Annotated in this window: 12 protein-coding genes; 9 read left to right on the top strand and 3 right to left on the bottom strand. The window is 40.0% G+C overall.

Annotation, left to right across the window (positions count from 1 at the left end):
• Positions 1–166 precede the first annotated feature (166 nt).
• Both cls and ACMZ6Z_RS04580 read left to right on the top strand, forming a co-directional pair.
• Positions 167–1,735 carry a cardiolipin synthase gene (cls, locus tag ACMZ6Z_RS04575; protein WP_416131467.1) on the top strand — a complete coding sequence of 523 codons (1,569 nt, stop codon included), beginning with the start codon at positions 167–169 and terminating at the stop codon, positions 1,733–1,735.
• Positions 1,736–2,166: 431 nt separating this feature from the next.
• Positions 2,167–3,243, top strand: coding sequence for an aspartate-semialdehyde dehydrogenase (locus ACMZ6Z_RS04580; protein WP_416131425.1), 1,077 nt, complete (start codon positions 2,167–2,169; stop codon positions 3,241–3,243).
• Positions 3,244–3,303: 60 nt separating this feature from the next.
• Here ACMZ6Z_RS04580 and ACMZ6Z_RS04585 read toward each other — a convergent pair whose 3' ends face one another.
• On the bottom strand, positions 3,304–4,293 hold the full coding sequence (locus ACMZ6Z_RS04585) for an L-lactate dehydrogenase (protein ID WP_416131426.1): 990 nt from the start codon (positions 4,291–4,293) through the stop codon (positions 3,304–3,306).
• Between the two features lie 211 nt (positions 4,294–4,504).
• Here ACMZ6Z_RS04585 and gyrA point away from each other — a divergent pair, with 211 nt between their 5' ends.
• From gyrA to xerS, 7 genes are all read left to right on the top strand, one after another.
• Positions 4,505–6,967: a DNA gyrase subunit A gene (gyrA, locus tag ACMZ6Z_RS04590; RefSeq protein WP_416131427.1), complete on the top strand. Its 2,463-nt coding sequence runs from the start codon at positions 4,505–4,507 to the stop codon at positions 6,965–6,967.
• A 1-nt stretch (position 6,968) separates the two neighbouring features.
• Positions 6,969–7,709 (top strand): class A sortase, encoded by a 741-nt coding sequence (locus tag ACMZ6Z_RS04595; protein ID WP_416131428.1) that lies wholly within the window; start codon positions 6,969–6,971, stop codon positions 7,707–7,709.
• A 213-nt stretch (positions 7,710–7,922) separates the two neighbouring features.
• Complete coding sequence (locus tag ACMZ6Z_RS04600; RefSeq protein WP_416131429.1) at positions 7,923–8,990, top strand: ABC transporter permease; 1,068 nt, start codon at positions 7,923–7,925, stop codon at positions 8,988–8,990.
• Positions 8,991–9,001: 11 nt separating this feature from the next.
• Positions 9,002–9,688, top strand: a complete 687-nt coding sequence (locus tag ACMZ6Z_RS04605) for an ABC transporter ATP-binding protein (protein ID WP_416131430.1) — start codon at positions 9,002–9,004, stop codon at positions 9,686–9,688.
• 34 nt (positions 9,689–9,722) lie between these two features.
• Positions 9,723–10,499 (top strand): threonine/serine exporter family protein, encoded by a 777-nt coding sequence (locus tag ACMZ6Z_RS04610; protein ID WP_416131468.1) that lies wholly within the window; start codon positions 9,723–9,725, stop codon positions 10,497–10,499.
• Positions 10,496–10,936: a threonine/serine exporter family protein gene (locus ACMZ6Z_RS04615; protein WP_416131431.1), complete on the top strand. Its 441-nt coding sequence runs from the start codon at positions 10,496–10,498 to the stop codon at positions 10,934–10,936. The genes ACMZ6Z_RS04610 and ACMZ6Z_RS04615 overlap by 4 nt, the downstream gene beginning before the upstream one ends.
• Before the next feature lie 180 nt (positions 10,937–11,116).
• Positions 11,117–12,187, top strand: coding sequence for a tyrosine recombinase XerS (gene xerS / locus ACMZ6Z_RS04620; protein ID WP_416131432.1), 1,071 nt, complete (start codon positions 11,117–11,119; stop codon positions 12,185–12,187).
• A 160-nt stretch (positions 12,188–12,347) separates the two neighbouring features.
• Here the strand turns inward: xerS and ACMZ6Z_RS04625 are convergent, their stop codons facing one another.
• Positions 12,348–13,196 (bottom strand): MetQ/NlpA family ABC transporter substrate-binding protein, encoded by an 849-nt coding sequence (locus ACMZ6Z_RS04625; protein WP_416131433.1) that lies wholly within the window; start codon positions 13,194–13,196, stop codon positions 12,348–12,350.
• A gap of 161 nt (positions 13,197–13,357) precedes the next feature.
• Positions 13,358–14,314: an ABC transporter permease gene (locus ACMZ6Z_RS04630; RefSeq protein ID WP_416131434.1), complete on the bottom strand. Its 957-nt coding sequence runs from the start codon at positions 14,312–14,314 to the stop codon at positions 13,358–13,360.
• Positions 14,315–14,316: the final 2 nt, after the last annotated feature.

Below are 14,316 nucleotides of genomic sequence, written 5' to 3' on the forward strand. Positions count from 1 at the left end.
AGGTTAAATCAGTATCATATGCTTTTCGTGTCATATCTTTAGTTTAACATTTTTTTGTGAATACAGGTTCTTAGATTTTTTCTCAAAAATGATTATTTTACCATCTGTTTTGACTGATTTTTTGTTATAATAGTTATAGTCATCATTAGATTGAGAGGATAGAACCATTTCTAAAAAAAAGAGAGTCATTCGGTTATTAGATCGTGGGAAACGTGGTGTTTTTAGGGGGATTTTTAGTCGAACAACAGTAATTGCGCTTTTGTTGATTTTTCAGCTTCTTTTTTTGGTTGCCTCATATCACTGGTTTCAAACCTACAAAGTCCATTTTGAGGTTTTTGAGATTATCCTTTCCATTTTGACCGTTTTATATCTGATCAATAGTGACATGGATTCGACAGCCGTAATCACTTGGTTGTTGATACTCGTTCCTTTTCCCTTGATAGGAACCTTGTTTTTGATTTATACCAAACAAGATTTTGGTTTTAAATCCATGAAAGCAGGTATTCAACGAACCATTGATGCCACACAGCCTTACCTGATACAGGATTCAGAAGCCGTGTTAGAACTAAAAAAACGTCACTCTAGTAATTATAATCTGGTCTCCTATTTAGAACATTCGAGTGGGCATTTTCCTGTCTATCGTCAAACAGATGTGACTTATTTTAGCTCTGGCGAGGAGAAATTCAAAGCCCTTAAAGAAGAACTCCGTAAGGCCAAACATTATATTTTCTTAGAGTACTTTATCATCTCTGAAGGCTTGATGTGGGGTGAGATACTGGCTATTTTGGAGCAAAAAGTAGCAGAAGGAGTTGAAGTACGTGTCATGTATGATGGCATGATTGAATTTTCAACCCTAAGTTTTGATTATACTGATCGTCTGGAAAAAATTGGTATCAAAGCCAAGGCATTTGCTCCTTTATCTCCTTTTATCTCAACTTATTATAACTATCGTGATCATCGTAAAATATTGGTCATCGATGGTAAGGTGGCTTTCACAGGTGGCATCAATTTAGCAGATGAATACATCAATCATATTGAACGATTTGGTTATTGGAAGGATACTGCTATTATGCTCAAAGGTAGAGCTGTTGATACCTTTACCATCTTGTTCTTGCAACTATGGCACGCCAATCAAGAAGAGGTTTCTGTTGAGCCATATTTGCCCTTGCATGAAGCACGCCCTCATAATGGCTTTATTATTCCTTATGGAGATTCCCCACTAGATGATGATAAAATTGGTGAGAATGTCTATATCGATATCTTAAATCAGGCAAGAGATTATGTCCATATCATGACTCCTTATTTGATTTTGGATGGTGAATTAGCCCATGCTCTTAAATTTGCAGCTCAGCGCGGGGTTGATGTCAAACTCATCATGCCAAGTATCCCGGATAAAAAAATTCCAAATGCACTTGCTAAAACCTACTATGCTTCCTTAATCAAGGCTGGCGTCAAAGTCTATGAGTTTACTCCAGGCTTTATCCATGCAAAAGTTTTTGTTAGTGATCATCAAAAAGCTGTCGTAGGAACAATCAATCTTGATTACCGTAGTTTGTATCATCATTTTGAATGTGCCGCTTACATGTATCAAGTCGCTTGCATTCCTCATATTGAGCAAGATTTCCAAAACACATTGTTGCAAAGTCATCTGGTGACCTTAAAAGATGTCCACAAGAGACCTTTAATCACCAAGTTAATAGGAACGATCGCTAAGACCATGGCTCCTTTAATGTAGAGTAGTATCAGCATCAGATAAGAAAATTCTGTTGGTTGACTTGATAGTAGTATTTTCTTGCCATTGATTCTGATCTATGTTATGATAGAGTCATGCGATGAGTCGATTGTGGTTTTAACCACTATTGCGCTGGGAGGTCATCAGGCAGGAAGCCGACCTTGGTAAGTTGTGTGAACCTTCTTACCTCACGATAATCGTGCCCTATCCTCTGTCCAAGGACAGAGGATTTTTTAATTTCCCAAACATTGCATTTTAGCTGAAACATAGTATAATGAAAACTAAGATCAATTAGGCTCTTTAAACATCGATTGACTGGTTTTGATGAATATCTGTTTTATCTTTGGATAAGTCTTACTACGAGTTGATGGTTGCTTTTTATAGAGTCTTAGAAAACAGAGATGTTTATTTTCCAAAAGAAAAAGGAGTTCATTATGGGATATACTATTGCAGTTGTTGGTGCTACAGGCGCTGTTGGGACACAAATGATTAAGATGTTAGAAGAGTCGACCCTACCGATTGATAAGATTCGCTACTTGTCATCCCATCGTTCAGCAGGTAAAGTCTTGTCGTTTAAGGGACAAGAGGTGACCGTTGAAGTCACAAGCCAAGATACTTTTGCAGGGGTTGACATTACCCTCTTCTCAGCTGGAGGAGCAACCTCTGCTAAGTTTGCTCCCTATGCTGTTCAGGCAGGAGCAGTAGTGGTTGATAACACTTCTTATTTTAGGCAACATCCTGACGTTCCTTTGGTTGTCCCAGAGGTCAATGCTTATGCTATGGAAAACCATAAGGGCATCATTGCTTGCCCTAACTGCTCCACCATTCAAATGATGGTAGCCCTTGAGCCAATCCGCCAAAAATGGGGCCTAGATCGTATTATTGTATCCACTTATCAGGCTGTGTCAGGAGCAGGTCAATCAGCTATAAATGAGACTAAAAACCAATTGCGTCAAGTCTTAAATGATGGCATTAACCCTAAAGAAGTGACGGCTGAGATCCTTCCTTCTGGTGGCGATAAAAAGCATTATCCTGTTGCTTTTAACGCCCTACCACAAATTGACCTTTTCACTGACAATGATTATACTTATGAAGAGATGAAAATGACCATGGAGACCAAAAAAATCATGGCAGATGATAACATCTCTGTCTCAGCAACCTGTGTTCGTATCCCTGTTTTATCAGCACACTCTGAGTCTATCTATATTGAGACCAAAGAAGTTGCTCCAATTACGGCTGTCAAAGCTGCCATTGCGGCCTTTCCAGGAGCTGTCTTGGAAGATGATACCAGCCAACAACTTTACCCTCAAGCGATCAATGCGGTAGGCAGTCGTGATACCTTTGTTGGTCGTATTCGAAAGGACTTGGATCAGGAAAATGGCATTCATATGTGGGTTGTTTCGGATAATCTGCTCAAAGGAGCTGCTTGGAACTCTGTTCAAATCGCAGAAACCCTACACGAAAAAGGACTGGTTAGAGCAACCAGCGAGCTTAAGTTTGAATTCATTTAAGACCTCACTTGAGAACAAGACAAAAAGACTCCTAAGAAAGAGTCTTTTTGCGTTTAATGCTTAGTTTGATGAGACGTTTTGAAAGTCTGGATTTTGGAAAGCTTCCTCAATAATGTCTTTTAGTTGGTCCGCAGATGCTTTCATTTTTTGTTGCTCAGCGTCATTTAATGGGATATTAACTGGACGAACGATACCATTTGCGCCAATGACTGCTGGTTGACCGATGAAAATACCCTCTACACCTGGGTACTGACCTTCTTGGAAGACTGACAGTGGCAGTACAGCATTTTCATCGTTAAGGATTGCTTTTGTAATACGTGTCAATGCTACAGCGATACCATAGAAGGTTGCTCCTTTTTTATTGATGATTGAATAAGCAGCGTCACGAACGCTTTCAAATAATTTAACCAATTCCTCTTCACTAAGGTTACGATTATCTTTCAGGAAGTTTTCAAGGTTCACACCAGCCACATTGGCATGTGACCAAACAGCAAATTCAGAGTCCCCATGCTCACCCATGATATAGGCGTGGACTGAGCGAGCATCAAGTCCTAGTTTATCAGCAAGCGCTTGACGGAAACGAGCAGAATCAAGTGAAGTCCCTGAACCAATGACGCGTTCTTTAGGGAATCCTGAGAATTTCCATGTAGCATAAGTCAACACATCAACTGGATTAGCGGCAACGAGGAAAATACCTTTAAAACCTGAGGCAACAACTTGAGTTACAATGGATTTGTTGATGGCAAGATTCTTACCAACAAGGTCAAGACGAGTCTCACCAGGTTTTTGTGGTGCACCTGCTGTAATAACGACTAGATCAGCATCGGCACAATCAGAGTATTGTGCGGCATAGATTTTTTTAGGGGATGTGAAGGCAAGTGCATGGCTAAGGTCTTCGGCGTCACCAATAGCTTTTTCAAACAATTGCGGGATTTCAATAATGCCAAGCTCTTGAGCAATACCTTGAGTGACAAGAGAAAAAGCATAAGAGGATCCTACGGCACCATCACCGATAAGGATAACTTTTTTGTGTTGTTTAGTTGTAGTCATTATGTGAACATCTCCTTATTTTTTTGAAAGGGCGTTTCCCCTATACAAGTGTATTCTATCATTTTTAGTGATAAATGTCACGTATTTCCTGGAAAATCCAATCTCTTAGATAATTGCTAAACAGATATGACTTAGGTTAAGCCTAAGACCCCAAAAATCCTCATTATTATGGTATAATAGTAAGTAGAAATGCTTAGAGAAAGAGAAAAAAATGGAAGATAAAAACCTTGTTAGTGTCAATTTGACTAGCGAAATGAAGAACAGTTTCATTGACTATGCCATGAGTGTTATTGTAGCACGTGCACTTCCAGATGTTAGGGATGGCTTAAAGCCTGTCCATCGTCGTATTTTGTATGGCATGAATGAATTGGGTGTCACTCCAGATAAGCCGCATAAAAAGTCAGCTCGTATCACTGGTGATGTCATGGGTAAATACCACCCTCATGGTGACAGTTCCATTTATGATGCGATGGTTCGAATGGCACAGTGGTGGTCTTATCGTTGCATGCTTGTCGATGGTCATGGAAACTTTGGTTCTATGGATGGTGACGGAGCAGCCGCTCAGCGTTACACTGAAGCACGCATGAGTAAAATCGCTCTTGAGATGTTGCGTGACATCAACAAAAACACCGTTGATTTCCAAGATAACTACGATGGTAGTGAGCATGAACCGCTTGTCTTGCCAGCACGTTTCCCCAATTTATTGGTCAATGGCGCAACAGGTATTGCGGTTGGAATGGCGACTAATATCCCTCCTCATAATCTCGGTGAAACCATTGATGCTGTTAAGCTAGTGATGGATAATCCTGAGGTTACGACACGTGATTTGATGGAGGTTCTACCTGGACCTGACTTCCCGACAGGTGCCATGGTTATGGGTAAATCTGGTATCCATCGTGCCTATGAAACAGGTAAGGGCTCAATTGTTTTGCGTTCAAAAACGCATATTGAGCTGACAAAGGCTGGGCGTGAGCGTATTGTAGTAACCGAATTTCCCTATATGGTGAATAAAACCAAGGTGCATGAACATATCGTCAAACTTGCTCAGGAAAAGCGCATCGAAGGAATCACTGCTGTTCGTGATGAATCCAGCCGAGAAGGTGTCCGTTTTGTTATTGAGGTCAAGCGAGATGCTTCAGCAAATGTGATCCTCAATAACCTCTTTAAAATGACTAGCCTACAAACAAACTTTAGTTTTAACATGTTAGCTATCGAAAATGGTGTGCCTAAGATTTTGACCTTGCGTCAAATTCTGGATAATTACATTGCCCACCAAAAAGAAGTGGTGGTTAGACGTACGGAATTTGATAAAGCTAAGGCTGAAAGTCGTGCTCATATCTTAGAAGGTTTATTGATTGCACTTGATCATCTGGATGAGGTTATCGCTATTATCCGTAATAGTCAAACCGACAGTGAGGCACAAGCAGAGTTGATGACTCGTTTTGCCCTAAGTGAGCGTCAAAGCCAAGCGATTTTAGACATGCGCCTTCGTCGTTTGACTGGATTAGAGCGTGATAAAATCCAATTAGAATACGATGACCTCTTGAAACTAATTGCTGACTTGGCTGATATCTTAGCAAAACCAGAACGTGTGATTACCATCATCAAGGAAGAGTTAGACGAGGTCAAGCGCAAGTTTAACGACAAACGTCGTACCGAGCTGATGGTAGGAGAAGTCCTATCTCTTGAAGATGAGGACCTTATTGAAGAAGAGGATGTCCTCATTACACTGTCTAACAAAGGCTATATTAAGCGTCTGGCTCAAGATGAATTTCGTGCCCAAAAACGTGGCGGTCGTGGCATTCAAGGAACGGGGGTCAATGATGATGACTTCGTCTCGCAGCTAGTCTCAACAAGCACACACGATACACTCCTCTTTTTCACCAACCTAGGACGTGTCTATAAACTCAAAGGCTATGAAATCCCAGATTATGGTCGGACTGCCAAAGGCTTGCCTGTTGTCAATCTGTTAAAATTAGATGAGGGTGAGACGATTCAGACCATGATCAATGCACGAAAAGAAGATATCAAAGAGCATTATTTCTTCTTCACCACTCAGGCCGGGCTAGTCAAGCGTGTTCCTACAGCTGACTTTGATAATATTCGCCAAAATGGCCTTAAAGCCTTGACCCTTAAAGACAAAGACCAACTGATCAATGTTTTGGTGACCACTGGTCAGGATGATATTATTATTGGTACACGGTCAGGCTACGCTGTTCGTTTTAATGAATCGGTGGTTCGAAGCATGGGGCGTACTGCAGCTGGTGTACGTGGTATCAAACTGCGTGATCAAGACTACGTCGTTGGTGCTGCCACGATAACAGATACCCAAGAGGTTCTCGTGGTCACTGAAAACGGTTATGGCAAACGCACACCTGCTAGTGAGTACCCAACTAAGGGACGTGGCGGTAAAGGGATTAAGACAGCTAATATTACGGCTAAAAATGGAGGTCTATCTGGCCTTGTGACCGTATCTGGTGAGCAAGATGTCATGTTGATTACCGATAAAGGCGTTCTTATTAGGACCAATATTGCCAATATCTCTCAAACAGGTCGCGCTACCATGGGTGTTCGTCTCATGAGACTTGATGATAATTCAATCCTAGCAACGTTTGCCTTGGTTGCTATCGAAACGGACCAAGACATTACTAATCATTTAGAAACTGAGGAATAAAATGAGTCAAAAAAAGAAATCGACCTTTCTTGATTTCGTCAGAAATTTTTTAATAGTGTTATTGATTATCACTGGAGTTGCTTTGATTTTTAATAAAGCAATCCGTAATAGCTTGATTGCTCATAATACCAATAAATATCAGGTAGAGCGTGTGAGCAAGAAAACCATTGAAGAAAATCAAAAGGCTGAGACCAGTTTTGCTTTTGATGAGGTGCAGTCCATCAGCACAGAATCTGTCCTAGCCGCCCAAATGAATACTCAGCAACTACCTGTTATTGGGGGTATAGCCATTCCAGATGTGGGGATTAACTTGCCTATTTTTAAAGGTTTGGGCAACACAGAGTTAACCTACGGTGCTGGTACAATGAAGGAAAATCAAGTCATGGGGGGCGAAAATAATTATGCCCTGGCCAGTCATCATGTTTTTGGGATGACAGGATCATCTGACATGTTGTTTTCACCCTTGGAGCGCGCTAAAAACGGGATGGCCATTTATTTGACGGATAAGGACAAGGTCTTTACTTACAAGATTACGAGCATTCAGATTGTGGCTCCTACTGAAGTCGCCGTCATTGATGACCATGCCGGTCAAAGTGAGCTAACCCTTGTCACCTGTACAGATGCAGCAGCGACTGAACGAACTATTGTAAAAGCTGTTTTGCAAGAAGAAACCAGTTACGCGAAAGCTTCTGATGCTATCCATAAAGCATTTAGCACATCTTATAATCAAATCGTGCTTTAAGGCAACTATTACATCTGGTAATACCAGTGAAAAAACACTCAACCGATACCACCAAAAGAGACTAAGACAAAATCTCTTTTGGTCTTTTTTGACATTATTTAGAAAAAAGCTTGCGATCATCTCTTTTGAAACATTACCATTGACGCTCACTGTCTTAATGCTTATAATGAAGATTAGTTGTTAATGACTATCTATAATAAAGAAAGGTTCATCATGTTTTTAGCTTTAAATGAAATCAAACAAGCCAAATTGAGGTATGGCTTGATATTAGGCTTGCTTTTTTTAATTGCTTACCTCATGTTTTTCTTAACTGGCTTAGCTTTTGGTCTGATGCAGGCCAACCGTTCTGCCGTTGATAAATGGCAAGCTGACACGATTTTACTCAATAAAGAGGCCAATGACCTCTTATCAGCTTCTACTTTTTCACCAACCCTAGCAGAAGAAGTCCAGGCTGATCAAAAAGCAATTTTAAGCCAGATGGCAAGCTCTGCTTGGACCATTAAGAATCCTAAAGACGACGATAAGGAAAAAGTATCCTTATTTGGCATTGAGGCGGACAGTTTTTTAGCTCCCAACATTGTTAAGGGAAGGCTTTTTAAGAATGCTAATGAGGTTGTTATTGATCAATCACTGGCTCAAAATAAACATTTTCAACTTGGCGATAAGCTCTACCTAGCCAGCACTGACCAAGACCTGACCATTGTCGGTTATACCAATCAGGCCATGTTTAGTGTTGCACCCGTTATTTACCTGAGTCAAACAGCCTTTAATCATCTCTTCGTCACTAATCCTGATCAGCAAGCGCGGCTTAACGCTGTCCTTGTTCGAGGAGAAGTTACTTCATCGCCAGATGCGCTAAAGCAACTGCCAGTTACTGATTTTATCCAAAAATTGCCCGGCTACAAGGCTCAACTACTGACTTTTGGTTTTATGATTGGCTTTTTAATCATTATTGCCTCTGTTGTGATTGGGATTTTTATGTATGTTTTAACCATCCAAAAAGCCCCTATTTTAGGCGTGATGAAAGTTCAAGGGATCTCAAACGCTTACATCGGAAAGGCCGTCATGGCTCAAACCTTATTATTGAGTCTAGCAGGTACTAGTCTAGCCTTAATGGGGACTTGGCTGACTTCTCTAGGACTCCCATCTGCCGTTCCTTTTCAAAGTAATTGGCTTTTGTATGGAGCTATTGGTATCAGTTTAATTCTTTTTGCCTTATTAGGAACTCTTTTCTCAGTAAGGTCAGTAGTCAAGATAGACCCACTCACTGCGATTAGTTAGAAAGGAAAAGCATGTCAGTATTAACCTTAAAACAGGTCACAAAGTTTTTCAAGGATGGTAGTAAAACCATCGAAGCCTTGAAGGAAACAACCTTTCATATTGATGCCGGTGAATTTGTCGCTATTATCGGACCATCTGGCTCAGGTAAATCAACTTTTCTAACGATTGCAGGTGGTTTACAGACCCCTAGCTCGGGAGAGGTTCTCATCAACAATTATTCCTACTCAACTTTGTCAGAAAAAGAACGCTCCAAACGCCGTTACCAAGATATTGGTTTCATTCTACAAGCTTCAAACTTGATTCCCTTTTTAACCGTTCAGCAACATCTGCAGTTAGTAGATAACATTAACCGATCTAGTCAAACCGAAGTTGCTACAAACCTTTTAGAGGAACTAGGGATCCGTCATCTGGCAGATAAATTACCAGAAGAACTATCTGGTGGAGAACGCCAACGAGTGGCTATTGCAAGGGCTTTATACAATGATCCAGCCTTGATTTTGGCTGATGAGCCCACCGCTAGCTTAGACACTGATAGAGCCTATGATGTGGTCAAACTGCTAGCCAAAGAAAGCAAGGAAAAGAAAAAAGCTATTATCATGGTCACCCATGATCAACGCATGATCAGAGACTGTGACAAGGTTTATCGCATCAAGGATGGTCTTCTAAGTGATGTCACCCATGAGATCAAAAAAGAGTGAAACAACAGATCATAAGCGATTGGAAAGGACTGGTATGGAAGAAAATCACTATAAGATGCTCGTCAAGGTAGCTACTTTAGCTGGCATCATTATGCTCGAGTCTAATGCAGAATCCTATCGGGTGGAAAATACTGTCGAGAGGATTTTATCAGTTAGTCAGCTACCGACAGTTGATGTTTTCGCCAATACAACGGGGCTTTTTATCACGCTTGATGGGCCTCATTTTTCCGAACCAATTACCTATGTTAAGCGTATTTCTCAACGTGCCACCCATTTGACTAAAATCCATGATGTCAACCAAATCTCAAGAGATATTACCGATGGCAAATTAGCCTTAAAAGAGGCTTATCAAAGGCTTAAAAGAGTCAATCGAAAAACCTATTCGTCAAAAAGCACTTACTTAGCCACTCTGTTATTAGTTGTTTCTTTTGCGGTTTTATTAGGTGGCGATACGAGTACCGTTTTGTTGTCCATACTTGCCTCCTTATTATTGATAGCAACCTATCCGATTCGTGCCTGGCTCAATCTCAATGATTTTATTTATGGCATCTTTGCGACTATGGTAGTGGCGATTGTGATGCCTATTGTCACAAAAGTTACTGGAGCGTCAGATCTTGCTCTAGACCTGGCCATCATCTCTGTCCTCATGCCTCTCTTTCCAGGAACAGCCTTCACAAATGGCTTTCGAGATTCGTTTAAAGGGGACTACGGAGCAGGAGTTGCTAAAATTGTAGAAGCCCTGACCATTGCTGTCAGCCTAGGTGTCGGTGTCGCTTTAGGGCTTTTTATTGCGAAAGGAATCATATCATGATAGGAAGTTTTCTTTTTCAAATGTTAGGAGCCTCTCTTGCAACCATTACGGCAGGAGTATTGCTAGAATCCCCCAAGCATCTACTCTATTACACAGGTATTATTGGTGCTGCAGGTTACGCTGTCTATCTCTTATGCTTAGATCACATGGATAATGCTGTGGCGACCTTATTAGGAGGAATTGTCATTGCTCTTTTATCTCAACTATCAGCGAGACGTTTAGCCTCTCCAGTAACGGTTTTTTATATCCCTAGTTTCTTTCCCTTAGTACCTGGAGCAGGAGTCTATCGCATCGCTTATTATTATATCCAAGACAATCCTCAGTTAGCCGGAGAAAACTTAATCGAATCCATTTTAGTATCTGGAGCCATAGCTTTATCTATCTTCATCGTTGATTCCTTTTTAGAAATCTACAACCATCTCAAACAAATAAACTAATCCTAATAAAACTCCTCAGATAAACGATTTGAGGAGTTTTATACATTGACTTTGTAAAAGGATGAGTTAAGTGTTATTTGCTAGTTTTTCACTTATATCTTTCCGAAAAACTATAATTTTCTTGAAAAATGTAGGAAACCATGCTATACTTCTATTAACGAATATAAAGGAATTGATCTTATGAAACGTGAATTATTGCTCAAGAAAATCGATGAGTTGAAAACTATCATGCCCTGGTTTGTCTTAGAATACTACCAGTCCAAGCTCGCTGTGCCCTATAGTTTTACAACCTTGTACGAATACCTTAAAGAATACCGTCGTTTTTTTGAATGGCTCATTGACTCTGGTATTTCTAATGCTGACCAGCTTGTTGATATTGACTTGGCTACTTTAGAGCATTTATCAAAAAAAGATATGGAAGCTTTTGTTCTACTCTTACGTGAACGGCCATCTCTTAATACCTATTCAAACAAGCAAGGGCTTTCTCAGACCACTATCAATCGAACCTTGTCAGCTTTGTCCAGTCTTTTTAAATACCTGACTGAGGAAGTTGAAAATGAACAAGGTGAGCCTTATTTTTATCGCAATGTGATGAAAAAAATAGCGACTAAAAAGAAAAAGGAAACCTTGGCTTCCAGAGCTGAAACGATGAAGCAAAAACTCTTTCTTGGCGATGAGAGCATGGCATTCTTAGACTATATAGATTGTGAATACCAGAACAAACTATCCAATCGTGCTAAAGCCTCTTTCCAAAAAAATAAAGAACGTGATTTAGCCATTATTGCCCTACTACTGGCATCTGGTGTGCGTCTTTCGGAGGCTGTTAATCTTGATTTAAAAGACTTCAACAACAACATGATGATCATTGAGGTCATCCGAAAAGGTGGTAAACGTGACGCTGTCAATATTGCTGCTTTTGCTAAACCTTATATTGACGCCTATTTAGCCATCCGTAACCATCGCTACAAGGCTGAAAAACAAGACACTGCCCTCTTTTTAACAGAATACCGAGGAAAGACCAATCGCATTGATGCCTCAAGTGTTGAAAAAATGGTTGCCAAATACTCACAAGCCTTTAAAATCCGGGTGACTCCTCATAAACTGCGTCACACACTAGCTACTAGACTCTATGATGCAACCAAATCACAAGTTTTAGTCAGTCACCAGCTGGGACATGCCTCAACCCAGGTAACAGATCTCTACACACATATCGTAAATGATGAGCAAAAAAATGCCTTGGATAAGCTATAAAGAAGACATGATTTTAATATGATTAAAGATTTTCCGACGCATTTATTACGAAAATATAATTACGTAAAATACTATAATATTGTATTTCAATACTTTTAGATAGAGAAAGACATCAAAAATAAGCTAGATTTCCTAGCTTATTTTTTATAATAGCATTAATTTACCATACTGGCTCATCCAAGCCTTGTGAACTGTCTTTAATGACTTTTTTGACGTCATCCGTTCGATAAGCATCAATCACTTTTTGAATAGCATCAGCATTTTTGGCCTTTTTCCAATCTTTTTTAGCCACAATGAGGTTGTACCATTGTTTCGCATTATCACCCTTAGGCTCGATAAAAATGGCTTTACTTGGATCAATACCTGCCTCTACCACAAAATCATTATTGATCACTGCGGCATCTGCAGATTGTAGTTGACGTGCTGTTTGTGCTGCATCCACTTCTACAATATCTAAATTCTTTTCATTTTTAGTAATATCATCTAGTGTAGCAAAAGTATCACCTGAAACGCCTAGTGTAATCAAACCAGCTGACTGTAACAGATAAAGAGCTCGGCTCTCATTGACCGTATCATTTGGAATGACGATGGTCGCATTGTTAGGAATATCCTTGACATCAGTGTATTTATTTTTACCACCTTCAGTACCGGAGTAAAGACGAAAAGCGGTGATATAGGTTTCAGCAATACCTACTAATGAGGTCTTATTTTTCTTATTCCACTCATTTAAGAAGTTATAATGCTGAAAGGCGTTGACATCAATTTCTTCATTCTCAAGAGCTTTATTGGGCTGTGAATAATCTGTAAATTCGGTGTATTTGAGCGTAATTTTCTTATCTTTGAGTAATTCTTCAACCTTATCCCAACGAGCTTCTTCAGAATCACTTTTGGCCATTGTACCAACTTTGACAACAATAGTGTCGTCATCTGCTTTTGAATGACAGGCTATCAATAAAATAGTTGACGCTACCGCGATTGTTCCAATACCTAACCATTTTTTTAATCTCATTTTCTTATCTCCTTTAAATTTAAGATACCCTTAGTTTAACACGAAAAAGGATTTATGAAAAATGCTTATTTTTTAGGTCAATCTATAGTTAAAAACTATAAGGTCATCAAAAACTACCAATCATAAAAAGAAGCAAGGCTGACTTTGCTTCTTTTGAATGTTTATTTGGATTTAATGTAATTTTTTCCAGCTGCTTTTGGTCCCACTGCTTGTCCAAAGAAAACCGCTAAGACAATGATGGTCAATACATAAGGTGCCATTTGGAGATAAACAGTTGGAATCTTTGATAACAATGGTAATTGATTACCAATAACTGCTAGACTTTGAGATATGCCAAAGAAGAGGCTTGACAACATAGCTCCCATAGGGTTCCATTTCCCAAAAATCATCGCTGCCAAGGCGATAAAGCCAGGGCCTAAGATAGTAGAGGCTGCAAAGTTAACGGAAATAGACTGAGCATAGACTGCCCCTCCCATACCACCTAGAAAACCAGAAATCATAACACCATAATATCTCATACGATAAACATTGATTCCCAGAGTATCTGCTGCTTGAGGATGTTCCCCGACTGAGCGTAGACGCAGACCAAATGTGGTTTTATAGAGAACATACCATGATAAAAATGAGATGGCAATGGCAACATAAGCAACTAGGCTTGTTCCCTTGAAAAAAATATCGCCTAATATGGGAATCTGTGACAAGACTGGAAAGTCAAATTTTCCAAAGGCTTCTTGAATATTATCCGTCTGACCTTTTCCATAAAAAGCTTTGACCAGAAAGACTGATAGGGCAGGAGCCATCAAATTAAGTACCGTACCACTGACAATATGGTCAGCACGAAGGTTTACAGTTGCTATCGCATGGAGCAATGAAAATACGATCCCAACCAGACCACCAACCAAGGTTGCAATCCAAGGCGTTGCGTCACCTAAGACATCTGAAAAACTTAAATTGAAGATGATACCTGCAAAAGCTCCCATAACCATGATACCCTCTAAACCAACATTGACAATGCCTGAACGTTCAGAGAAGGTACCACCGATACTGGTCAAGATGAGAGGGCTTGCATAAATCAGCATGGAACTCACTAATAAGGTTAAAATCGTCATTAAACTCATGA

Origin of the sequence: Streptococcus pluranimalium, assembly GCF_047785705.1 — a bacterium.
GTDB classification, from domain to species: domain Bacteria; phylum Bacillota; class Bacilli; order Lactobacillales; family Streptococcaceae; genus Streptococcus; species Streptococcus pluranimalium_A.

What these genes read in the sequence shown, in the direction of transcription:
- ACMZ6Z_RS04580 (WP_416131425.1), top strand. Translation starts at nt 2,167, where the DNA reads ATGGGATATACTATTGCAGTTGTTGGTGCTACAGGCGCTGTTGGGACA.
- ACMZ6Z_RS04585 (WP_416131426.1), bottom strand. Translation starts at nt 4,293, where the DNA reads ATGACTACAACTAAACAACACAAAAAAGTTATCCTTATCGGTGATGGT.
- gyrA (WP_416131427.1), top strand. Translation starts at nt 4,505, where the DNA reads ATGGAAGATAAAAACCTTGTTAGTGTCAATTTGACTAGCGAAATGAAG.
- ACMZ6Z_RS04595 (WP_416131428.1), top strand. Translation starts at nt 6,969, where the DNA reads ATGAGTCAAAAAAAGAAATCGACCTTTCTTGATTTCGTCAGAAATTTT.
- ACMZ6Z_RS04600 (WP_416131429.1), top strand. Translation starts at nt 7,923, where the DNA reads ATGTTTTTAGCTTTAAATGAAATCAAACAAGCCAAATTGAGGTATGGC.
- ACMZ6Z_RS04605 (WP_416131430.1), top strand. Translation starts at nt 9,002, where the DNA reads ATGTCAGTATTAACCTTAAAACAGGTCACAAAGTTTTTCAAGGATGGT.
- ACMZ6Z_RS04610 (WP_416131468.1), top strand. Translation starts at nt 9,723, where the DNA reads ATGGAAGAAAATCACTATAAGATGCTCGTCAAGGTAGCTACTTTAGCT.
- ACMZ6Z_RS04615 (WP_416131431.1), top strand. Translation starts at nt 10,496, where the DNA reads ATGATAGGAAGTTTTCTTTTTCAAATGTTAGGAGCCTCTCTTGCAACC.
- xerS (WP_416131432.1), top strand. Translation starts at nt 11,117, where the DNA reads ATGAAACGTGAATTATTGCTCAAGAAAATCGATGAGTTGAAAACTATC.
- ACMZ6Z_RS04625 (WP_416131433.1), bottom strand. Translation starts at nt 13,196, where the DNA reads ATGAGATTAAAAAAATGGTTAGGTATTGGAACAATCGCGGTAGCGTCA.
- ACMZ6Z_RS04630 (WP_416131434.1), bottom strand. Translation starts at nt 14,314, where the DNA reads ATGAGTTTAATGACGATTTTAACCTTATTAGTGAGTTCCATGCTGATT.